Origin of the sequence: Streptomyces sp. ME19-01-6, assembly GCF_033793745.1 — a bacterium.
Classification (GTDB): Bacteria; Actinomycetota; Actinomycetes; order Streptomycetales; family Streptomycetaceae; genus Streptomyces.
Map to the genome: position 1 here is coordinate 22909 of NZ_JARAXF010000042.1, position 20137 is coordinate 43045.

The following is a 20137-nucleotide window of genomic DNA, read 5'->3' on the forward strand; positions in this document are numbered from 1 at the left end:
TCGCACGCCGAAGCCGCACGTGACGATCAAGTACCTGGAGCCGGACTTCACCGAGTTGTTCCGCAACGGACTGCGCGGGCTGGCCCCGGACAGCTCGCAGGACACCGGGTTCCACGGCCGGGAGATGGCCCGCAACGCGGCGGTCGGGGATCTCGCGCTGGCGACCGGGTTGCGGCTGCAGGAGTTCACCTACCTGCTGCCCTGGGAGATTCCCGCGCTGCCGCCGGAGCCGACCGAGGTGCCGATCCCGTTCCCAGTGCCGGCGGCTCGGCCTCGCGCCGATCCCCGGCGATCGCCTGACGCTGAGAATGCTGCGAAGGAAGCTGGCAATCGAGCTTGCCTATCGCCCCGGCGGCCTGCTGGCGACCAAGATTTACCTGCACCATGTGAGTACAGCGACTACGGAAGGCTACGCTTCCCGCCCCGGCGGGGCCCAGGCCGAACTGCTGGCCGAGGTCAACGACCACGAACAACAACGCAATCTCGAACTGGTGCTGGCCGAGTTCCGAAACTACCAGCAAGGCATCCTGCCGACCGGGCCCGGCGCCCGCAGCCTCACCGAGTTCTCCGCCAGCATCGACGAGAAGCTCGACCCGGAAGCAGCAGCACCGAGAATCCAGCGCAATGACCGCGATGTGCTAAACCTGCTGACCAAGCGCGCCAAGACTCTGCACCTCGGACCGGCGAACTACTGTTGGTTCACTGACCCTTCCCGGGCGCTCTGCCTCAGGCTCGTCGGCACCCCCGCCGCGGACCGGCCGCTGATCGGGATGTGTGACTCCGTCCGCTGCCCGCAGGCCACCCACCATCCCTGCCACCGGCCCCTCTGGGCCGAGCACGCCGACAAGACAAAGATCTTTATCGGCCAACTCGGCACCGCTCGTAAGACTGAACGCAGCTGGCTACAGGTCGACTTGGACCGGGCCCGCCGGGTCGACGACGAGATCGACGCTGCCAGCACCAGCATGACGGAGGAGTCCGCATGAGAATCTCCGCAGCCCAGCGGACCGAAACGAGAACCGCATCCGCGCCGCCATGGACCGGCTCCTGCGCGGCGAGCTCCCGCCCGGCGGAAAGTGCGACATCAAGACCCTCGCCCGCGAAGCAGGCGTCGACCGCACCGCCTTCTACGGCAACCGCCCCTACGCTCACCTCCGCGCCGAGTTTGAGCGACGCCTTCAGTCGCTCCAGCAGGCCGGCGAGATCCCCGACCCCCGCGAAGCCCAGATCACCCGGCTCAAGACGGAGATCGCCAAGCTCAAGGAACGGCTGGCGCAGTCGGAGCAGTCGGTCAGTGAGCTGACCGACTTCCGCGCTGAGGCCCTGGCCCGGCTCGCCGCCCAGCACGAAGAGATTGTCCGACTCCGCGAAGTGGCCGATGCCTCGAAGCGGGTCACCCGCCTCCCCAGCCCCCGCACCACCGTCATCGGCTCGTGCAGCTGAGACGCTTCGTCGTCCCTATTGCCACGGCCCGAAGCAGGGGAACCGAGGAGGCGACGACGAACAGGCCGAAGAGTGTGATGGGCAGCAGTCCGACCGGACGCAGCAGCCAAGCCGGATTCTCCTGCAACCACGGCCAGTTGACGATCCAGTTCGCGATGACATCCAGCGCCATCACACCGCAGGCCAGCCGGATCCCCGCCGGCCGCACGAGTCCCACCAGCACGACGACCAGCGGGTCCAGGAACGCCAAGCTGACGAAGAACACTTGCAGCGACACCGGGGCAAAGGACGCATAGAAGTGGATACCACCGCTGATCAGATCCAGGAAATGGGCACCAGCCCCTTCAAGGAAGCCGATCAAGTACACGGCAAGGACCCATCTCGCCCACCGAGGCTGGCCCATCCACCGTTCTCGCAATCCGCCCCTCACCAGGCCAACCTATGCGGAGCGCTGCACATCGGCCAAAGCAACGATCACATCACCTACAGGAGTGATCTGCCTCACGAGACCGCCGCCGAAATGCAACACGGCCCGCGGCAGACGTCGCGCGGGAAGGACCGATGATGGCCGCCAAACTCGACTACCGCTGGCACCTGCGTCACCTGATGGCGGATCACGGCATGTTCTCCACCACCGACCTCCTGCCGCCGCTGGCCGCGCGCGGCATCAACCTGTCCTCCAGCCAGGTCTACCGGCTCGTCGTCGAGCGCCCCGAGCGACTGAGCCTGAAGATCCTTATGGCCCTGCTGGACATCCTGGACTGCACGATGGACGACCTGATGCCCGGATCCACGAGGTCGTCGTCGATGTCGCCGGCGGGCGCGCGAAACGCCGTCGGCTGGCTCAGCTCCTCTCTGACTGCCCGCAGGTGCTGACGACCGGCGGGCCGCCGGTCGCGTGGTCGGTGGGGACAACTTCTGCGAGGGCTGCGGGAGGCCGGCGCGACCTCGATAGCCGCTCCACGGTGCGGTGAATGCGGGCGAACGCTGACCTACATGATCAGCCGACGGGGATACCTGCTCTGCTCGCCACGCCGGGATACCGCCCAGACCTGCGCCGCCTGCGGGGACCAGCGGCGGGTTTCCACCCGCGACCGTCACGGCCAGCCTCGCTGCGATCCCTGGACTGGCTGTCCAGCAGAGGTCTGACCCTCACCACCTGCACCCAGCCCGACCTGGACCAGTGGAAAGCAGGCGAGGACCTGAGCTACCGGGACCAGACCGGCCACTTCATCCGCTGGGCAACCAGGAACCGGCTGGCAAGAGGGCTTACCTTCGGCGCCGAGCGCTGGCAGGGCCCGGTGGGCCCCCACGACTCCGAAGGCCGGTGGGACGACGCCCGCAGGCTCCTTCACGACGCAACGCTGACGACTGCCGACCGGGTCGCCGGACTACTCCTGCTCTTCGACGCCCAACGACTCAGCACGATCAGCAGCCTCACCGCCGATCAGGTCACAGAGGCGAACGGCCGGGTTTCGATCCAGCTGGGAACCTCCCCGACCGTCCTGCCCGGACCGCTCGCCGCACTGGTCCTCGACCTGATCGCAACACGCCGCCCCTACACAGTGATCGGACACGCCGACCAGACACCCTGGCTGTTTCCAGGTCAACGCCCAGGCCAACACATCAGCGCCGACCGGCTCGGCCTACGGCTGATCGCCGTCGGAATCCAACCCGGCCAGGCCCGGTCAACGGCCCTGTTCGCCCTCGCCGAAGAAGTCCCGGCCGCGATCCTGGCCCGCATGCTCGGCATCCACATCCAAGTCGCCGTCCAGTGGCAGAAAGCGTCCGCCGGAGACTGGGCCGCTTACGCCGCCGACGTCAGCCGACGATCAACCGCCGCGCTCTCGCCCAGCACCTCACCTGCATCTCGATAGCAAGGAACCAGCATGAACAGCGACAACACCTGGGTGACCTCGGCCGGCGGACCCTTGATCCTCATTCCCGAGTCCGTCTGCCACCACTGGAGCGGCGCCCCGCGCACCTACCCTGACGACGAAGGCGACTACCGACGCGCCTGCGAGGTCGACGGCTACGTTGGGCTCATCGACGTCGGAGCCGTGCAGGCACTCGTCCTGGGCGATATGCCGGCCCGCACCACGTTCCTTCCCCAGCACAACGTCCTGGTCAGAGAAGTCGCTGGCGACGAAGACGACGCCGACCTCCCCGCCCTGGTCGCCGACCTTCTGCCACGCGTGGAATGGGAGACGGGCCCCACCTGGACCATCAAGGAGCCGGTCGTCCTGTTCGACTCCGTCTACGAATCCACCGAGATCGCCACGGAGGAAGACCTGCACATCGACCTCCTGGAACTACGCCTTCTGGCTTCAGAACGAGCTCACTGTGGTCGGCGACCGCAACAGCGATCCCGCCGGCGCTGCCGCACGCGACGAGTGGATCTGGGAGCTCGGACTTTGGTACGAGGAGCCTGTCGATGGAGCCGACTGGGTGAGCTCGGTCGGGGCGCTCGCCGCAGAGATCGAGGGCCGGTTCAACCAAGCATGCTGCCAACTCGCCCGCAGCCTCCACGCGACTGGCTTCATCGAACGGCATATCGGCCGACCCGTGCCGGTGCTCATCCACGAGTTGGAGTACTACGAAGGCATCGCCCGCCGGACCGAGAACGCCAACCCCACCGGACTCGCAGACTCCACCATGAGGCACCAGCGACTCCGGCTTCCGCGACGAGGTCGAAGCCGAAGAAGCCTTCACCCGCGGCCAGTTCCTCGCCGAGCTGGGCGCAGACGACGACCGGACAGCCGACCCCGCATCCCGGCGCCAAGTGCGATGCCGACGGAACCCTCCGGATCCGACGCACGTACGGAAGCCAACCTGACCCGGCTACGGAAGGAGAACACCGACCTGCGCCGCACCCTCGCCCTGTACGAGGAGGCCATCCGCCGGCTGGTCCTCGAAAACGACGCCCTGCGCGGCGGCGCTGCCGTCGTCTTCTTGCCTACCCGCACGATGCCCGCATCGTCTTGACCCGGCGCCGCCCCCGGAGGCGTCTGGCGTGCGGACCGGGGCGGACCTGCATAAAGACGGCAGAGCGACCATGATTCCGCCGGCCGAGCCGATGCTCGCGTGTCCGGCGATGTCCTCGGGTTCCTCGTGCACGCTGGTGTCCGCTTGCAGGGCGGGTGGGAGGTCTTCGCGGCGACGTAATCGACGGGGATGATGGGGTCGCCCTTGAAGCAGATCTTGCCGAACCAGCGAGGAGCCAGGTCGGGGTGGTGGACCTGGTAGTGGATGTGGGCCGGACGGCAGAGGCTGCGGCCCAGGGGCGCAGCGATCTCCTTCACTGGGGGCGCCGTGCTGTGCCTGCACGGCTGGCTTCCTCTGGTGAAGGTCCCCCAAGCGCGCTGATGGCAGGACCTCAGGCCGTCCAGGGAAGTGTCACCTGGTGACCATCGGGTGACTGCTGTCCGCTCGGCGCTTTACCGGAGTCCAGGGAATGCTTGGAGAGCGTCGCCGCGAGCGATCAGCCATCGACACGCCGCGCGAACTACCCCGACCGCACCGGAAGGAATCGCACGCCATGACCGCGACCGCTCCCAAGGCTCCGACTGCACCAGGGGTGCGGTCCTGGTGGGGAATCCCGTACGCCACCGCGGAGCGATACCGCCGTCCCGTGGTCGCGGGCTTCGATCCGGACCGCCCCTGTGACCGCAAGGGCGTCGTCGCTGTCCAGCCCGACAGCGGCGGCTGGCTCGAAGCGGACAGCGGGATGGGCGAGGACTGCCTGAACCTGAACGTGTGGGCTCCCGAGCAGTCGGCCGGGAAGGCGCTTCCGGTGGCCGTGTACATCCATGGCGGCGGATTCGAGTACGGCGCGAACACGCAGACCACCTCGAACGCCGCCGGTCTCGCCGCGTCGGGACGCGTGGTGAGTGTGTCGGTCAACTACCGGCTCGGCGCACTGGGCACGCTCTCGCTCTCCCAGTACGGCGGGCGGCTCGCCGAGGCCAGCAACCTCGGCCTGCAGGACGTCATCGCCGCGCTCACCTGGGTCAACCGGAACATCGCCTCCTTCGGTGGCGACCCGGATGAGGTCACCGTCTTCGGCCACAGCGCCGGCGCCTACTCAACTCTCGGGCTGCTCGGGGCCTCCTCCGCGGACGGCCTGTACCGGCGGCTGGCCGGGTTCTCGGGCGCGCCCTCGCGTCTTGTCCCGGCCTGGTGGGCCGAGGAGCTCGCGGAGCGGTTCGTCACCGAACTGGGTGTCGCGGGCAACCCCGACAAGCTGATCGATCTCGACGCGGCCTCCCTGGTAGCTGCCCTGCACAAGGTCTGTCCGACGGATCTCGGAGTCCGGGGCGGGATGGACAACAAGAGTCTCGGTGTCGTCCTGGACGCCGGACAGCCCGGCTCGGTGGTGCACGCCCACCCTCTGGACGTCCTGGCCTCGGGTTCGCACCGGGACATCGACGTCCTGTTGAGCACGGCCAGTGACGAGATGGGCTGGTGGGTGGCGAACGACCTCGACCGGTTCGACCCGCACACCGTCGAGCGCGTCACCGACGAATTCGCGGGGTGGCGCATTCCCCGCTCCCGCGCCAGGAAAATCGTCGACGTCTACGACCAGGGCGGCCGCACCCCTGCCGAGGTCCGCGCCGCGGCCCTGACGGACTACATTTTCACGCTCCCCGCAGCCCGCGGCGCTCTGGCCCACGCCGCCGCGGGCGGCAACGCCCATCTCCTCGCGATCGGGCCCGCCGAGGGCGCGCCCGCCGTGCACGGCACCGAGATGTACGCCCTGGTCGGCCAGGAAAAGCCGGGCCGCAGCCCCGAACAGGCCGGTCGTGACACGCGTATCCGCGACATCGTGCTCGACTTCGTCACCGGCGAGCAGACCCGTCTGTGGCCCGCCGTCTCGGACCGGCCCACCTCGGGAAGCGTCGGCAACCCTCCCCACGAGCCCAGCGCCCACTACCAGGCGGTCCTCGACCTGTTCGAGAACATCGCCCGCCCCTGACGGCCGTCGGACGATACGCAACAGCGCACCAGGCGGCGAACAGAGTAAGGAACTCGACATGAGCCAACCGTCAGCAGGCGGTGACGCCGCACCGGGGACGATGCGGGCCGTCGTCGTGACCCGGCCCGGCGGCCTCGACGCACTGGAGATCAAGGATGTGCCGGTGCCCGTACGCAAGCCCGGCTGGGTGCGGATCGGGGTGAAGGCGTTCGGCGTCAACGAGTCCGAGGTCACCACCCGCAAGGGTGAGTCGGACGCGGTGGTCACCTACCCGCGCGTTCCCGGCATCGAGGGCGTCGGCGTCATCGACCAGGCCGACGAGGACAGCGAGCTGCGCCCGGGACAGCAGGTGGCCACGATGATGGGCGGCATGGGCCGCTCGTACGACGGCGCGTACGCCCAGTACGTGACCGTCCCCGCGGCGCAGGTCATCCCGTTCGAGACCGGCCTGCCGTGGGAGGTCGTCGGTGCGCTGCCGGAGATGTTCCAGACCGCCTACGGATCGCTGACCACAGGACTGGACCTCAAGGCCGGGCAGACGCTGCTGATCCGCGGCGGCACCTCCACGGTCGGGCTGAGCGCGGCCACGATCGCGAAGGACCTCGGAGCCACCGTACTGTCCACCACCCGCAGCCCGGAGAGGGCCGGGGACCTGCGGGCCGCGGGCGTCGACCACCCCCTCGTCGACAGCGGCACCATCGCCGACCAGGTGCGCGAGCTGATGCCGGACGGTGTCGACGCCGTACTGGAGCTGGTGGGCTGCTCGGTCCTCGCCGACACCCTCCGCACCGTCCGCCGGCACGGCACGGTCTGCTTCACCGGAGCCCTGGCGGGCCAGTGGACGATCCCCGATTTCAGCCCGTTCGTGATCCCCAACGGGGTGCGGCTGACGTCCTACGGCGGTCAGGCCGCCGACCTCCCGGCCGACGTCTTCGCCCGCCAGCTCCAGGCCATCGCCGAAGGACGCCTCAACGTCCCGGTCGCGAAGGTCTACCACGGCCTGGAACAGGTCCGTGACGCCCAGGACGACCTCGAGTCCGGCACCACGCCGGGCAAGCACGTCGTCGTCCTGGGCGACTGAGGCCTGGGCAACTGAGAAACGACAAACAACGCGCACGATGCCTGCCGGTCGACGATGGCCGGCCACAGCATCCGTAAGAGGAACTGGCACTGGAGTGGGAGAAGTCCTTGATAGGCGGCTCAGCCCGGGCATCCCACCGGGCGCCTGCCAGCAGGCGCCGGGCTTTCAGGAGGCGCCGCTCGTCGATGAGTTCCCGTACCCGCTGCCAGCAACACCCCAGAGAGCAGGAGCCATATGAGAATCCGACTGACCGCCGGAGAGACCGTCCTCACCGCAACCCTCGACGACAACGCGACGGCACGCGACTTCACCTCGCTGCTTCCGCTGACGCTGCAGATGGACGACCTGCTCAAGCGCGAGAAGTACGGTCACCTGCCCCGGTCTCTGACCGCAGGGGGCAAGCCGCAGTTCGGCTACGAGATCGGCAACATCGCCTACTGGTCACCCAGTTCCGACATCGCCGTCTTCTATGCCCACGACGGCCAGTCCATCCCCGACCCCGGCCTCGTCATCCTCGGCCAAATCGACTCGGGGGCCGATGCCTTCAAGAAGTACGACGGCACGGTCGACGTCACCATCGAGGCCATCGACTGAGACCCGGCCGGAAACCACCGAGACCCGTCAGCCAAGGAGAGGAGGGGGGACGGTCGAGGCCTCGCCGGCCGCGAAGGCAGCCGGGGTGAGGCCGGTGCGGTCGCGGAAGAAGCGGCCGAAGTTCGCGGGATCACTGAAGCCGAGGTGGACGGCCACAGACCGGGCATCCCACCGGGCAACTCCCAGCAGGCGCCGGGCTTCCAGCAGGCGCCGCTCGTCGATGAGCTCGCGTACTCCCTTGCCGGTGGCGTCCCGGGCGGCGCGGCTGAGGGTGCGGACCGAGCAGCCGAGCAACTCGGCGTAGTCCGCGGCTTGGTGCAGCTCGCGAAAGTGCAGCTCCAAGGCGTCCAGGAAGCGCCCGTACCGGTCGGCGCGGCCCGCGTGGGCCGTGGCCGCGCCGATGGGGGCGATGCCCAGGGAGTTGGCCAGGCGCAGCAGCAGCGATTCGAGCAGGGCGCGCCGCAGGGCGTGGTGGATGCCGAGGGGGCGGCGCCCCAGTGCGCGGTGTTCGTCCAGGAGCTGGAGTGCCGTCTGCTGGAGCCAGGCGGTGTCGTCGGGGTGCGGGGTCAGCACGGCAGGGGCCTCGTGCGCGGTGAGCGGGGCCAGGAGACGGGCGAGGTCGGGCCGCAGCACGTCCGGTTCGAACAGGATGAACGGGCCGCGGGCCGCGCCGGGCGGATGCCAGCACTGCACGTGCCCGGGACGCACCCACAGCCACTGGCCGGGGGCGACGGTCCGCATGACGTGGTCGACGTCGTGCCGCAGCTCACCCTCGGTGACCGCGATGAGGTAGTGGAAGGTGGCACGGCCCGGACGGGGCGGGTTCCACGGCCAGTCGTCGTGCTGGGCGAAGAAATCCTCGACGGTACTCACCTCAAGGCCGTAGGGAGTACCGACCGGGGGCTGGAAAGCGAACAGCGGAACCGCCGCCGGACTGGCCGCGCTTCCGCTCGGGCCGGGGTGTCGCTTGTCGACCATCATGTGTCCGCAGCCTACCGCCCTTCCGCTCGGCTGCGGCGGAAGGATGGACGTGCCACCGCGCCCGCGCGGCGCGCCCACCACATTCCTCGATGCCACAGTCCGTCACCACCTGAGGAAGGCAACGCCCCATGAACGGATCGGCCCTGCACCAGACCGCCGCCGACTGCGCGGAGGAACTCCCCGGAGCCCAGCTGGAGCACCCCTTCGGCCCCGACTGGGAGGTCTACAAGGTACGCGGCAAGGTGTTCATGCTGATGACCAAAGTCCCGGGGCGGCCCGTCGTGATCCTCAAGGCGGACCCCTGCGAGGCCCACGCCCTGCGGGAGCAGTACAGCCACATCACCCCTGGCTACCACATGAACAAGAAGCACTGGATCACCCTGGAGAGCGGAGAAGGCGTCGACGAGGAGCTCGTCAGGGAGCTCGTCACCGACTCCTACCGGCTCGTCGTCGCCCACCTGCCCAAGGCCGAGCGGCCTGTCGACCCGCACACCCACGGCACCGGAACGCGGGCGGCCCGGTGAGCGTGGCCGGTGACCGGCTCCAGGACACCGCCCGCCAGGCGGCCCTGGCCCTCCCCGGCGTCAGTCACGGATACCCCTTCACCCCGGGACTCGACGTGTACAAGGTCGCGGGCAAGGTGTTCCTGATCGTCACGGACGACCCGGACGACCAGATCATCACGGTCAAGTGCGAACCCGAGCACGCGCGGGCACTGGAGCGCGGCCACGCCTCGATCACCCCGGGCCGCTACCTGGACAAGAAGCACTGGATCTCGGTCGGTCCCGGACGAGGCATCACCAAGCGCCTGGTCGACGAAGCGGTCGGGCACTCCTACGACCTGGTCGTCGACCGTCTGCTCCACGACAAGCGCCCGCCCAGGCCCACAGGATCGCAGCGGGCCGGGGCCTGAACCCCCGAGCACCTTCCCGCCGGTGCGAACCAGCCGCGCCCTCAGCCGACAGGAATCACCGTGCACACCCTGCTCGTCATCGCCCATCCGCGCAGCTCGTCCCTCACCGCGCAGGTCGCGGCCCGGGCGTGCGAACGCCTGGAGGCCGACGGCGGCACCGTCGACGTCCGCGACCTGCACGCGGAGGGCTTCGACCCCCGCATGACACCTGAGGACGAACCCGACTTCGACGAGCCCGGGAAGGTCTGCTCGCCCGAGGTCCGCGCACTTACGCGGCGCATCGGGGCCGCCGACGAGATCGTCATGGTCTCTCCTGTCTGGTTGTACGGCCTTCCCGCCCTCCTCAAAGGCTGGATCGACCGGGTCTGGAACCACGGCTTCGCCTACGGCATGCGCACGCACGTCCCGGCTCACCGGCAATCGCGTCCTGTGGCTCGGCCTGGCGGGCACCCAGGAGCGCGCCTTCACCCGCAGCGGTGTGCGCGGACTGCTCGAACAGCGACTGACCGCAGGCATCTCCTGCTGTCCGGCGTCTAGGACGCTACAGCCCAGCTGGTGTACGACATGATCGGCAACGGAGCCACCGTCCTGGACGCGGCCGTGACCGGCTTCGTCGCCGTGAGGCCCGCCGTAAACCGAGCGGACGACGCTCCCGGGCTCCTGCAGCCGACGCCCGGCACGGCAACCCTGTGACCTCGCCCCACGACCCGGAAGACCGATGGAACCGACCGAACCGACCCTGCCGCTGTTCGACGATGAGCCGCCCCGCCCACTGGCCGACCGCCTACGCCCCAACCGCCTTGCGGACGTCGTCGGACAGGACCACCTCTTGGCCCCGGAGGCCCCACTGGGCCGCTTGCTCGCACAGCGCCGCCTCAGCTCCGCAATCCTGTGGGGGCCGCCCGGCGTCGGCAAGACGACCATTGCCCGGCTCCTCGCCGACGCCGCCGGCCTCGCCTTCGCACCGGTGTCGGCCACCTTCTCCGGCGTGGCCGAACTGCGCAAGGTATTCGCCGCCGCCCGCAGCCGACGCACCGTCGGGCAGGGCACGCTGCTGTTCGTCGACGAGATCCACCGCTTCAACCGGGCTCAGCAGGACAGCTTCCTGCCCTACGTCGAGGACGGCACGATCACCCTGATCGGCGCCACTACCGAGAACCCGAGCTTCGAACTCAACGGCGCCCTGCTCTCCCGCACCCAGGTCCTCATCCTCAAACGCCTCGACGAGAGAGCCCTGTCCACCCTGCTCGACCGCGCCGAAAACCTCATCGGCCACCCACTGCCCCTGGACGACGACGCCCGCAATGCCCTGATCGCCATGGCCGACGGCGACGGCCGCTACCTGCTCAACATGGCCGAACAGCTCCAGACCCTCCCCACTCCCGAGACCCCCCTGGACACCACCGCGCTCGCCCACCACATCCAGCAGCGCGCCCCGCTGTACGACAAGGCACAGGAAGGCCACTACAACCTGATCTCCGCCCTCCACAAGTCGATGCGCGGCTCCGACCCGGACGCGGCCCTGTACTGGCTAGCCCGCATGCTCGACGGCGGCGAGGATCCGCTGTTCATCGCCCGCCGCTTGACCCGCTTTGCGAACGAGGACATCGGCATGGCCGACCCGCACGCCGTCCAGCAGACGCTCGCTGCCTGGGACGTGTACGAGCGACTCGGCTCCCCCGAGGGAGAGTTGGCGATCGCCCAAGCGGTCGTCTACCTCGCCACCGCCCCCAAATCCATCGCCGTCTACCGCGGCTTCAACGCCGCCCACCGCTCCGCCCGACGCACAGGCTCGCTCATGCCGCCCGCCCACATCCTCAACGCTCCGACCCGGCTGATGAAGGACCTCGGCTACGGCAAGGGCTATCAGTACGACCCCCACACCGCTGACGGCTTCTCCGGCGCCGACTACTTTCCCGAGAACATGAGCCGCGAGACGTACTACGAACCCACCCGCAACGGCTACGAAGCCCAGATCGCCGAGCGTCTACGCCAGTGGGCCGCTCTGCGGGCTCGTAGGCAAAGGTGAGGGGCAAGGGCGGACGGCGCCGTTTGAGGAAGGTCCGAGTAGGGCGGCCGCCGGTCCGGGGGCCTCAGCGCGCTCGGGGGAAAATTCACCAGCCAAGGAGACAAAGCCGATGCCTCTACGTGTTCAGATCCTCATGTACGACGGGGTGGAGGAGCAGGACTTCATCGGGCCGCGTGACGTTCTCGGGCACGCTGCGCAGGCGGGCGGCCAGGTGGAAACGACACTGGTGCGGCCATCGGATCCTGGCGAGGTGACATGCTTCTTCGGCACCAAAGTCACGGTGACCGCATGGGAGCCCACCAACACGGATCTTCTGATCGTGCCGGGCGGCGGCGACCAGCTGATCCATGATCCAGATGTCCTGCGGAACCTCGTACGGGCCAGGCCGGAGTCATCGTCGCCGGTGTCTGCGCAGGAGTCATGGTGCTGTCCGCAGCAGGCTTGACCAAGGGCCGTCCGTGTACGACACACCACCTGGCCAAGGCCGAGCTGGCCGCCCAGGGAGGCAAGGTGATCGACGCACGAGTCGTTGACGACGGGAACCTGGTGACCGCGGGTGGTGTCACCAGCGGAATCGATCTGGCGCTCTGGATGATCACCTGCGAGTGTGGAGCATCCATCGCCATCAGCGTCGAGTCCATCATGGAGTACGAGCAGCGCGGCGTCGTCTGGCGAAGCTCCTGATCGCCAGCGCATGGGAACTTCCTCGCCGAACCCGGCGTAGCGCACGGGCAGCCCGCGGGGAATCCGTCGGTAGCCCGCTCCCACTTGTCGGGTCGGTGCAGGCCACCGACGTGCGCAAGGGTTCGCTGGTCAGTCCAACCGGTCTTGGGAAGACAGCAGCATCATCTGCCCGCCCGCCGACCGCGACCCCGGAACGGACGGCAGCCCCATCCGGTGACTCCCACGGAATAGCCGGGAATCTCCTGGAACTCGGGACCATTTCAGCCCGACTACCTGAAGACAACTTTCAGCCCAATGAATACCTTTCGCGCGCAGGGAGCCTGAATGCCGATGAACCGGCCAGCCACCACCGCTCTGGCCGCAGCCCTCTGTCTGCTCACAGCGGCATGCGGCGGCTCCTTTGACGACGACAAGACGAGCACGAAGACGACCGAGGCCGCGGCCTCGAAGACCGGATACCCGGTGACCCTGGACAACTGCGGCCAGAGCGAGACCTTCAAGACGGAACCCAGCCGGGTCGTCGTCATGAACGGCGCCTCGGTCGCCGAGGTCTCCACCCTCCTCGCCCTCGGCCTCCAGGACAAGATCGTCGCAAACCAGCAGACCTACGGCATGTCCGAGGTCTCCGGCCGGGCCGCCGCCATCAAGGCCCTGCCCACCGGCGACATCAAGCTCAACGAGGCCTACGACATCCCCCGCGAGGCCATGCTCGGCCTGCGCCCCGACCTCGTCCTGTCCGTCACCACGTACGGTTTCGACCAGAAGAACGGCTTCGCCACCCGCGAGCAGCTGAAGCAGGTAGGAGCCAACAGCTACGTCTCCCCGCAGGGCTGCGACGACGACCCCTCCAAGATGACCGTCGCCGACAGCTACCAGCTGCTGCGCGATATGGGAAAGATCTTCAACGTCAGTGACAGGGCCGAGAAGCTGATCGCCGCCTCCGAGAAGAACATCGCGGCGGTCTCCGAAAAGGTCAAGGGAGAGAAGCCCCCGAAGGTCATGGTCATCTTCTCCAACATGTCCATGGGCAGCAACGACTTCAGCTCGGTCTTGGCCAAGGGCATCGTCAACGACATCCTCGCCAAAGCCGGCGGCGCCAACGCCTTCGAGAACGCCGCCAAGACCACCTTCGCCGACCTGAGCAAGGAGAAGGTGGCCGCCACCGACGTTGATGCCCTCGTCGTCATCAGCTACAACGACCCCAACCCGGCGGCATACGCCAAGAAACTTCTCAAGGAGTTCCCTCAGTGGCCGGCCGCCAAGAACAACACGTACGTGACGCTGTCGGACTCGATGTACCTCGGCCCGAGCAACGACCTGGCCGTGCAGAAGATCGCCAAGCGCCTGCACCCCGAAGCGTTCTGACCCGGCTCAGGACTCCGCTGGCGTTCACGCTCCTGCCCCTCGCGCTGATCGTCACGATGGTCGTGGCGATCAGTATCGGCGCGGTCAACGTTCCGCTCGGTGACGTGTGGGGAATCGTCCTCCACCACGTCACCGGCGCGGGGGCGGCGCACTCCGACCCCGCGCTCGACCAGATCGTCTGGCAATTCCGCACCCCCCGGGTGGTTCTGGCCGCCCTGGCCGGCACGGGCCTCGCCGTGTCCGGCGCGGTACTGCAGACCGTGGTGTCCAACCCGCTCGCCGACCCCATCGTGCTCGGCTTCTCCTACGGCGCCACGCTCGGCGCCGTCCTCGTCATCACCCTGGGCGGCGGCGCCGCGCTCGCCGGGCTCGGGGTGTCGGCGGCGGCCTTCCTCGGCGCGGTCGCCGCCGGCGCGCTGGTCTTCGCCCTCGGACAACGGCAGGGACGCCTGGCCCCGACCCGGCTGGTGCTGGCCGGCGTCGCCGTCGGCTACGCCTTCCTCTCCGCCACCAGCTACGTGCAACTCCAGGCGACACCGACCGAGTTGCGGACGGTCATGTTCTGGATGTTGGGCAGCGTCGCCGGCGCCCAGTGGGACCAACTCCCCACAGTCACCGTGGTGGTGCTCGTCACCACCACGCTCCTCACTCTCTTCGGCCGACGGCTCAATGCCCTGCTGGCCGGTGACGAGTCCGCCACCGCGCTCGGCATCAACGTCAACCGGCTGCGCGCCGCACTCCTGATGCTCACCGCACTGCTGACGGGAACCGTCATCGCCGTCGCCGGCAGCATCGGCTTCGTCGGCCTGATGATCCCGCACCTGGTGCGCCTGACCACCGGCGCCGACCACCGCCGGCTGCTCCCCCTGACCGCCCTGCTGGGAGCCGTCTACCTGGTCCTCGTCGACCTGCTCTCCCGCACCCTCAACCGCCCCAATGAAATCCCCCTGGGCATCCTCACCGCTCTGCTCGGAGCTCCCTTCTTCCTGTGGCTGCTGCGCCGCAACAAGGGCCTGGACTAGAAGCATGAAACTCACCGCCGACCGGCTCCACGTCACGCTCGACCGCAACCCGATCCTCCGCGATGTCAGCCTTCAGGCCCGCGAGGGCGACATCGTCGGTCTCGTCGGTCCCAACGGCAGCGGCAAGTCCACCCTGCTACGCACCGTCTACCGCTCACTGCGACCGACGGACGGTGTGGTCAGGGTCGGCGAGGACGACGTATGGGCCCTGTCCCCCCGCACCGCGGCCCGTCGCACGGCCGCCGTTCTCCAGGACGGCCGCGGCAACACCACCGGACTGACCGTCACCGAGATCGTCGCTCTCGGCCGCGCCCCCCACCACGGTCTGCTGGGACGCGACGGAGCCGAGGACCACCGGGCCGTGGCCGACGCCATCGACCGCTGCGGCGTACGACCGTTCGCGGACCGGGACTACGCCTCCCTGTCCGGCGGAGAACGCCAACGCGTGCTGCTGGCCCGCGCATTGGCCCAAACCCCCCAGCTCCTCGTGCTGGACGAACTCACCAACCACCTCGACATCCGCGCCCGCTTCGAACTGCTGGACCTCATCCGCACCACCGGCATCACCACGCTGGCGGTCCTGCACGACCTCGACCTGGCCGCCCGGCTCTGCGACCACCTGGTCGTCCTGCGCGAGGGAACCGTGATGGCAGCAGGACCGGTCCTGGACGTACTGACCCCGCAGATACTCGGCGACGTCTTCGGCGTCCGCGCGCGCACGGAACGGCACGCCGACGGCGTCATCCGCATCACGTACGCCGCCCACGCCCTCGCCGACGGAGAGACTACGGCGGACAGCCCTCCGGGCTGCCACCATCGGCGGTGATAGCCCTGTTCGCCGCCCCAGCAACCGGTACGGACCGATCCGCGTCGGGTCCCCCCGGCTGAGCGACCCGGAGTCGGATCCGGTCGGTCCCATATCCGGTCGCGCGGAACTCTCACGCCGGTGGTGCGATGGAGGCCGTGCCGGTGCGATTGACTGCCGGTGTGACGGCGCGAACAGTGCTGGAGCTAGTTGCGGGTGAGCGCCCCGGGTGCCCCGCCTGGCAGACGTGTCGCAAGGTCGCAGGTCCCGAGCGGCCACTCTCCAGGTTTCCGCAGGTCAGCGCACCCTTCCACGCGGCTTCAGCGGCATGTTGGGCAGCTCCGGAGCGGGCAGCCGGTCCCCGTTGTACCCCGTCACCTCGCCGAAACGGGAGCCCGTCATCCAGTCCTCACGGGCCTGCGCGATGTCCTCGTGCGACCGCCCGATGAAGTTCCACCACATCACGATCCGCTCCCCGAACGGCGTCCCGCCGAGCAGCACCATCCGGGCGGCGGAGTCCGTGGTGTTCGTCAGCTCGAGCATCCCGTTTCCGGGGGCGAGGTAGCCGAGGTCTGCGGGGCTCAGGGGCGTATCGGCCATGCGGACCTCCCCGCGGTCCAGGAGGACGCCGTGCTCGAAGCGGGGGTCGATGGCCAGGCTGACCGTGGCGTGCGGTTCGAGGATGAGCTCGGCGCCCAGCAGGGGGCTGAAGGTGGGCACCGGTGAGGTGTCGCCCGCGAGGGAGCCGAGGAAGACTCTGGCCTCGCCCACGGGCCCGTCCCCGGCGGGCCCCTCGCCGGTCAGGGGGATGGCGCGCGGCACATAGTGCTGGAAGTCGCGGTCGGTGTGCCGGTGCGCTTCGGGCAGCGCCACCCACAGCTGTACGCCGTGCAGGACCGTGGTCCGGGGGGTGGAGACCTCGGAGTGGCTGATCCCGTGGCCGCCGGTCATCAGGTTCAGCTCGCCGGGCCGTACGAAGGCGTGGCTGCCCAGGCTGTCGCGGTGCTCGATCTCCCCGCTGAACAGCCAGCTCACCGTCTGCAGACCGGTGTGCGGATGCGGGGCGACGTCCATCCCGCCGCTGGCGGCGACGTCGTCGGGTCCGTAGTGGTCGGCAAAGCACCAGGCGCCGATCAGCGTCCGGGCGCGCTGCGGGAGGGTGCGCCGCACCTTCATCGCGCGGGGGCCGCCCAGCGGGACGTCGCGCGGGGTCAGGACCTCGGCCCGCGGGACGCGCGGACCGGTCTCCTCGTCGGGGGAGGCACCGCGGCGCTCTACGCCGGGCTCGGTCTCGGTGTTGCTCATCGGGCGACGCCTCCCGGGGCGGAGTTAGTTGTAATCTCAACAATGCCGATGATAGATCGGCGCCTCGCCGAGGTGCGCGATCTGTCGAGAAGGGGGCCCACGCGGCCCGGTGAAGGAGTTCAGGTGACTGACGCGGCAGCGACGACCCCCGCGGAGACGCCCCCCGCAGGGACCCCCGTGGCCAAGGCGACCTCCGCCGAGGGGCGGGGCAGGCGGGTCTTCGTCGACAAGCAGAGCCCGCAGGCCTACGGCGCGCTGGTGCAGACCGCCGAGGCGGTCCGCGCGACCGCCGGCGAGGCCGGGCTCGACCGGCAGCTCGTGGAGCTGGTCAACCTGCGCGTGTCCCAGATCAACGGCTGTGCTTTCTGCCTCAACCTCCACACCAGGGCCGCGCTGCGGGCCGGCGAGACGACCCAGCGCCTGGGCGTGCTGGCGGCGTGGCGGGACACCGAGGTGTTCACCCCGCGGGAGCGGGCCGCGCTCGGCCTCGCGGAGGCGACCACCAGCCCCGCGGACGCCGCCGCGCAGGAGGCGGCCTACGGTGTCGCGCGCCAGGTGCTGACCGACGACGAGATCTCGGCGGTGATCTGGGTGGCGATCACCATGAACGCGTTCAACCGGGTCTCCATCATGAGCAAGCACCCCGTACGGCCGATCCCGGGCCCGCGGCAGACGCCTTCCGCCTAGGTGTTCTGACCGGGCGAGCGGGGGCGCTACGCCCCCGCCATGGCCGCGCGCAGCGCCTCGGTGCCCGGGGCGCAGGACTCCCGCAGGGCGGACAGCTCGTCCGCAGGGAGGCGGAGGGCGGAGCCGCGCCGACCGTGGTCGAGCGTGGCCTCGGCCGCCGCCAGCCACTCCTCCGTGGGATCGACGCCGACGAACTCCGCCAGCCGGATCAGCTCCCGCCGGGGCGCGTCGAGCAGCTCCTCGTAGGACAGGGACGTACGGGAGCCCTCCGGGACCCGTGACAGCGCCGTCAGGCCCCGGGTGATCAGGCGCGACCACAGCTCGCCGAACCGGGCGGCCGGCACCGGCGCCTCCATGAGCAGCGCGGGGTCGAACCGATCGGCGAAGAGCCCCGCGAGGTCGGGGGGCAGGGTTCTCAGGTGCTCGTCGGTGAGCCGGGCCACGAGCGGGCCTGCCCCGGACGCGCTCCTGGCGTCCATGGTGCGCAGGATCATCCGGAAGCCGGGGTGGCGGCTCATCGACAGCGCGCAGTCCGGCCCGTCCCGGAACATGTGGACGAACCGCGCCCCGGGGAACGCCTCCCGGATCCAGGGCACCCAGCTCAGGGAGCCCCCGGAGCGCTCGACGACCACGCCGCCGCCGAACCGGTCGGCCAGCAGCTCGAACAGCGCCTCGTAGTGCCGGGCGACGGGGCGGTGGGGCCACGCCGAGACGCGCGGCGCGAGCTCGTCGAAGAGCCCGTCCGGGTCCTCGGTGAGATGCGGCAGGACCATCATGCACAGGGCGGGGATGCCGGTGGTCTCGGCCGAGAAGCGGCCGGGGCGCCGGTTGTAGAGGAACTCCGGCGACGGGGCGCCGCTGCGGATCATCCGGTCGAACTCCTCGTTCGGCCGGGTGACGAGCTGCCAGAAGTCCGCGCCGGTCACGGCCCGCCCGGGCAGCGGATGGCGGTGGGGCTCCGCGCCGAGGGAGGTGAACAGCTCGTTGACGCTGAGGATGCCGGGGTGCAGGCTCAGCAGGTGCGACAGCGCGGTCGAGCCGCTGCGTCCGGTGCCGACGACGAAGGTCAGGGGCCGCGTGCTGATGTCGTCCACCTCCGGTGCTGGCCTGCCGCGCGGTGCGGCGGGCTGGGCGGCGGCCGTCGCGCGCGGGCGGCTGCCGGGCAGCGATCAGTAAAGGGCGTGGGGTCGCCGGGGCGCAAGGGTGGTGCCGGGACCGGGGCGTTCGCCGGCCGGGCGGCCCGGCCGAACGCCCCGGTCCCGGCAACACCCTTCGCGCGCCCGCCAACCGGCCCGTCATCATGGGCCCATGATTGTCCGCCAGCTACGCGACACCGAGGAGGACGCCGAGGCGGTACGGACCGTGGCCACCGCCGCCTTCGGCGCCTCCCGCACCCTCCCCGGCAAGCCCGACGAGACCGCCGAGTGGCCGCCACGGCGCATCGCCTTCGCCAACGGCCGCAACCGGCACCTCGCCCGCACCGACCCGGGCGGCTGCTGGCTCGCCGTGGACGACACCGGGATGCCGGTCGGCGCGGTGCTGTCCAGCAGACGCGAGGGCACCTGGGGGCTGGCGCTGTTCGCGGTGCTGCCGCGAGCGCAGCGGCGGGGCCTGGGCCGGGAGCTGCTGGCGGGGGCGCTCGCGTACGGACGGGCGTGCCTGCGCGGGATCATCGTCGGCTCCGAGGACCCCCGGGCGGCAGCCACGTACCGGCAGGCGGGCTTCACCCTGCACCCGTCCATCCGGCTGCGCGGAACCATCGACAAGGCCGCCAAGGAGCGGCTGCCCCCGCCGGACGGGGCGGTGTTCGAGGGCGGGGCCAGGCAGCGGGACATGATGGACTCCGTCGACCGCCGCACCCGGGGCGGGGCGCACGGGCCCGACCACGATCTGCTGCTGCGCCAATGCCGGCTGTTCGTCTCGGACGACCTGGCGGGCAGCGGATACTGCTACGTCGGCGACGACGGCAAGGTCGAGCTGCTGGCCGCGACCTCCCGGCGGCTGGCGACGCGGCTGCTGACCGCCGCGCTGCTCAGCCTCCCGGAGGGCACCGAGGCTCGGGTCCCGAGCCTGACGGCCGAGCAGGAGTGGGCGGTCGACGTGGGGCTGGCGGCGGGGCTCGAGCTGTCCACCGGGGGCTATGTGTGCCTGCGCGGGATGCGGCCGCCGACTCCGTACATCCCGTCCAGCACCTTTCTCTGACGTACCTGTCGGTACCGCCCGATACGATCCACGGCACACACAGCTTTCGGG

Annotated in this window: 22 protein-coding genes and 2 pseudogenes; 20 read left to right on the forward strand and 4 right to left on the reverse strand. The window is 69.8% G+C overall.

Annotated elements, in window-relative coordinates:
* The first annotated feature begins 308 nt into the window (after positions 1-308).
* Both PV419_RS47105 and PV419_RS47110 read left to right on the forward strand, forming a co-directional pair.
* Complete coding sequence (locus PV419_RS47105; protein WP_319699751.1) at positions 309-986, forward strand: hypothetical protein; 678 nt, start codon at positions 309-311, stop codon at positions 984-986.
* A 49-nt stretch (positions 987-1035) separates the two neighbouring features.
* Positions 1036-1443, forward strand: a complete 408-nt coding sequence (locus PV419_RS47110; RefSeq protein ID WP_319699753.1) for a hypothetical protein — start codon at positions 1036-1038, stop codon at positions 1441-1443.
* Here the strand turns inward: PV419_RS47110 and PV419_RS47115 are convergent.
* Complete coding sequence (locus PV419_RS47115; RefSeq protein WP_319699755.1) at positions 1424-1810, reverse strand: hypothetical protein; 387 nt, start codon at positions 1808-1810, stop codon at positions 1424-1426. The two genes, PV419_RS47110 and PV419_RS47115, sit on opposite strands and share 20 nt — an antisense overlap.
* A 197-nt stretch (positions 1811-2007) precedes the next feature.
* Here PV419_RS47115 and PV419_RS47120 point away from each other — a divergent pair, with 197 nt between their 5' ends.
* The 7 genes and pseudogenes from PV419_RS47120 to PV419_RS47150 all read left to right on the forward strand — a co-directional run bounded on the left by PV419_RS47120 (position 2008) and on the right by PV419_RS47150 (position 8093).
* Positions 2008-2319, forward strand: a complete 312-nt coding sequence (locus PV419_RS47120; protein ID WP_319699757.1) for a helix-turn-helix transcriptional regulator — start codon at positions 2008-2010, stop codon at positions 2317-2319.
* Positions 2320-2417: 98 nt separating this feature from the next.
* On the forward strand, positions 2418-3320 hold the full coding sequence (locus tag PV419_RS47125) for a hypothetical protein (protein WP_319699759.1): 903 nt from the start codon (positions 2418-2420) through the stop codon (positions 3318-3320).
* Between the two features lie 12 nt (positions 3321-3332).
* A pseudogene (locus PV419_RS47130) lies at positions 3333-3689 on the forward strand (Imm21 family immunity protein); the annotation flags it as partial.
* A gap of 541 nt (positions 3690-4230) precedes the next feature.
* A complete protein-coding gene (locus tag PV419_RS47135; RefSeq protein WP_319699851.1) occupies positions 4231-4428 on the forward strand; it encodes a hypothetical protein in 198 nt (65 codons plus the stop codon).
* Between the two features lie 553 nt (positions 4429-4981).
* The gene (locus PV419_RS47140) at positions 4982-6418 is read left to right on the forward strand and encodes a carboxylesterase family protein (protein WP_319699761.1); all 1437 of its coding nucleotides are present in this window, start codon (positions 4982-4984) and stop codon (positions 6416-6418) included.
* Between the two features lie 58 nt (positions 6419-6476).
* Positions 6477-7499 carry an alcohol dehydrogenase catalytic domain-containing protein gene (locus PV419_RS47145; RefSeq protein WP_319699763.1) on the forward strand — a complete coding sequence of 341 codons (1023 nt, stop codon included), beginning with the start codon at positions 6477-6479 and terminating at the stop codon, positions 7497-7499.
* A 234-nt stretch (positions 7500-7733) separates the two neighbouring features.
* Positions 7734-8093 (forward strand): cyclophilin-like fold protein, encoded by a 360-nt coding sequence (locus PV419_RS47150; protein ID WP_319699765.1) that lies wholly within the window; start codon positions 7734-7736, stop codon positions 8091-8093.
* A gap of 27 nt (positions 8094-8120) precedes the next feature.
* Here PV419_RS47150 and PV419_RS47155 read toward each other — a convergent pair whose 3' ends face one another.
* On the reverse strand, positions 8121-9074 hold the full coding sequence (locus PV419_RS47155; RefSeq protein ID WP_319699767.1) for an AraC family transcriptional regulator: 954 nt from the start codon (positions 9072-9074) through the stop codon (positions 8121-8123).
* Between the two features lie 128 nt (positions 9075-9202).
* Here PV419_RS47155 and PV419_RS47160 point away from each other — a divergent pair, with 128 nt between their 5' ends.
* The 9 genes and pseudogenes from PV419_RS47160 to PV419_RS47200 all read left to right on the forward strand — a co-directional run bounded on the left by PV419_RS47160 (position 9203) and on the right by PV419_RS47200 (position 15913).
* On the forward strand, positions 9203-9598 hold the full coding sequence (locus tag PV419_RS47160) for an MmcQ/YjbR family DNA-binding protein (RefSeq protein WP_319699769.1): 396 nt from the start codon (positions 9203-9205) through the stop codon (positions 9596-9598).
* On the forward strand, positions 9595-9987 hold the full coding sequence (locus PV419_RS47165) for an MmcQ/YjbR family DNA-binding protein (RefSeq protein WP_319699771.1): 393 nt from the start codon (positions 9595-9597) through the stop codon (positions 9985-9987). Before PV419_RS47160 ends, PV419_RS47165 begins: the two co-directional genes overlap by 4 nt.
* 60 nt (positions 9988-10047) lie before the next feature.
* Positions 10048-10524, forward strand: a complete 477-nt coding sequence (locus PV419_RS47170) for an NAD(P)H-dependent oxidoreductase (protein WP_319699773.1) — start codon at positions 10048-10050, stop codon at positions 10522-10524.
* Positions 10525-10551: 27 nt separating this feature from the next.
* Positions 10552-10680, forward strand: coding sequence for a hypothetical protein (locus tag PV419_RS47175; RefSeq protein ID WP_319699774.1), 129 nt, complete (start codon positions 10552-10554; stop codon positions 10678-10680).
* A 25-nt stretch (positions 10681-10705) separates the two neighbouring features.
* A complete protein-coding gene (locus PV419_RS47180; RefSeq protein ID WP_319699775.1) occupies positions 10706-12016 on the forward strand; it encodes a replication-associated recombination protein A in 1311 nt (436 codons plus the stop codon).
* Between the two features lie 133 nt (positions 12017-12149).
* Positions 12150-12700 (forward strand): annotated as a pseudogene (locus PV419_RS47185) (DJ-1/PfpI family protein).
* A gap of 324 nt (positions 12701-13024) precedes the next feature.
* Positions 13025-14065 (forward strand): ABC transporter substrate-binding protein, encoded by a 1041-nt coding sequence (locus PV419_RS47190; RefSeq protein ID WP_319699777.1) that lies wholly within the window; start codon positions 13025-13027, stop codon positions 14063-14065.
* A 56-nt stretch (positions 14066-14121) separates the two neighbouring features.
* Entirely contained in the window at positions 14122-15087 is a 966-nt protein-coding gene (locus PV419_RS47195) for an iron ABC transporter permease (protein WP_319699779.1), read from the forward strand.
* Positions 15088-15091: 4 nt separating this feature from the next.
* On the forward strand, positions 15092-15913 hold the full coding sequence (locus PV419_RS47200; protein ID WP_319699781.1) for an ABC transporter ATP-binding protein: 822 nt from the start codon (positions 15092-15094) through the stop codon (positions 15911-15913).
* 276 nt (positions 15914-16189) lie between these two features.
* On the opposite strand, the gene PV419_RS47205 is transcribed toward PV419_RS47200, so the two are convergent.
* On the reverse strand, positions 16190-17197 hold the full coding sequence (locus tag PV419_RS47205; protein ID WP_319699782.1) for a pirin family protein: 1008 nt from the start codon (positions 17195-17197) through the stop codon (positions 16190-16192).
* A gap of 177 nt (positions 17198-17374) precedes the next feature.
* On the opposite strand from PV419_RS47205, the gene PV419_RS47210 reads away from it, so the two are divergent.
* On the forward strand, positions 17375-17884 hold the full coding sequence (locus tag PV419_RS47210) for a carboxymuconolactone decarboxylase family protein (RefSeq protein WP_319699846.1): 510 nt from the start codon (positions 17375-17377) through the stop codon (positions 17882-17884).
* Between the two features lie 26 nt (positions 17885-17910).
* Here PV419_RS47210 and PV419_RS47215 read toward each other — a convergent pair whose 3' ends face one another.
* Positions 17911-18978 carry a sulfotransferase gene (locus PV419_RS47215; protein ID WP_319699784.1) on the reverse strand — a complete coding sequence of 356 codons (1068 nt, stop codon included), beginning with the start codon at positions 18976-18978 and terminating at the stop codon, positions 17911-17913.
* 214 nt (positions 18979-19192) lie between these two features.
* Here PV419_RS47215 and PV419_RS47220 point away from each other — a divergent pair, with 214 nt between their 5' ends.
* Positions 19193-20086, forward strand: coding sequence for a GNAT family N-acetyltransferase (locus PV419_RS47220; RefSeq protein ID WP_319699786.1), 894 nt, complete (start codon positions 19193-19195; stop codon positions 20084-20086).
* Positions 20087-20137: the final 51 nt, after the last annotated feature.

What these genes read in the sequence shown, in the direction of transcription:
- PV419_RS47105 (WP_319699751.1), top strand. Translation starts at nt 309, where the DNA reads ATGCTGCGAAGGAAGCTGGCAATCGAGCTTGCCTATCGCCCCGGCGGC.
- PV419_RS47110 (WP_319699753.1), top strand. Translation starts at nt 1,036, where the DNA reads ATGGACCGGCTCCTGCGCGGCGAGCTCCCGCCCGGCGGAAAGTGCGAC.
- PV419_RS47120 (WP_319699757.1), top strand. Translation starts at nt 2,008, where the DNA reads ATGGCCGCCAAACTCGACTACCGCTGGCACCTGCGTCACCTGATGGCG.
- PV419_RS47125 (WP_319699759.1), top strand. Translation starts at nt 2,418, where the DNA reads ATGCGGGCGAACGCTGACCTACATGATCAGCCGACGGGGATACCTGCT.
- PV419_RS47135 (WP_319699851.1), top strand. Translation starts at nt 4,231, where the DNA reads ATGCCGACGGAACCCTCCGGATCCGACGCACGTACGGAAGCCAACCTG.
- PV419_RS47140 (WP_319699761.1), top strand. Translation starts at nt 4,982, where the DNA reads ATGACCGCGACCGCTCCCAAGGCTCCGACTGCACCAGGGGTGCGGTCC.
- PV419_RS47145 (WP_319699763.1), top strand. Translation starts at nt 6,477, where the DNA reads ATGAGCCAACCGTCAGCAGGCGGTGACGCCGCACCGGGGACGATGCGG.
- PV419_RS47150 (WP_319699765.1), top strand. Translation starts at nt 7,734, where the DNA reads ATGAGAATCCGACTGACCGCCGGAGAGACCGTCCTCACCGCAACCCTC.
- PV419_RS47155 (WP_319699767.1), bottom strand. Translation starts at nt 9,074, where the DNA reads ATGATGGTCGACAAGCGACACCCCGGCCCGAGCGGAAGCGCGGCCAGT.
- PV419_RS47160 (WP_319699769.1), top strand. Translation starts at nt 9,203, where the DNA reads ATGAACGGATCGGCCCTGCACCAGACCGCCGCCGACTGCGCGGAGGAA.
- PV419_RS47175 (WP_319699774.1), top strand. Translation starts at nt 10,552, where the DNA reads ATGATCGGCAACGGAGCCACCGTCCTGGACGCGGCCGTGACCGGCTTC.
- PV419_RS47180 (WP_319699775.1), top strand. Translation starts at nt 10,706, where the DNA reads ATGGAACCGACCGAACCGACCCTGCCGCTGTTCGACGATGAGCCGCCC.
- PV419_RS47190 (WP_319699777.1), top strand. Translation starts at nt 13,025, where the DNA reads ATGCCGATGAACCGGCCAGCCACCACCGCTCTGGCCGCAGCCCTCTGT.
- PV419_RS47195 (WP_319699779.1), top strand. Translation starts at nt 14,122, where the DNA reads ATGGTCGTGGCGATCAGTATCGGCGCGGTCAACGTTCCGCTCGGTGAC.
- PV419_RS47200 (WP_319699781.1), top strand. Translation starts at nt 15,092, where the DNA reads ATGAAACTCACCGCCGACCGGCTCCACGTCACGCTCGACCGCAACCCG.
- PV419_RS47205 (WP_319699782.1), bottom strand. Translation starts at nt 17,197, where the DNA reads ATGAGCAACACCGAGACCGAGCCCGGCGTAGAGCGCCGCGGTGCCTCC.
- PV419_RS47220 (WP_319699786.1), top strand. Translation starts at nt 19,193, where the DNA reads ATGATTGTCCGCCAGCTACGCGACACCGAGGAGGACGCCGAGGCGGTA.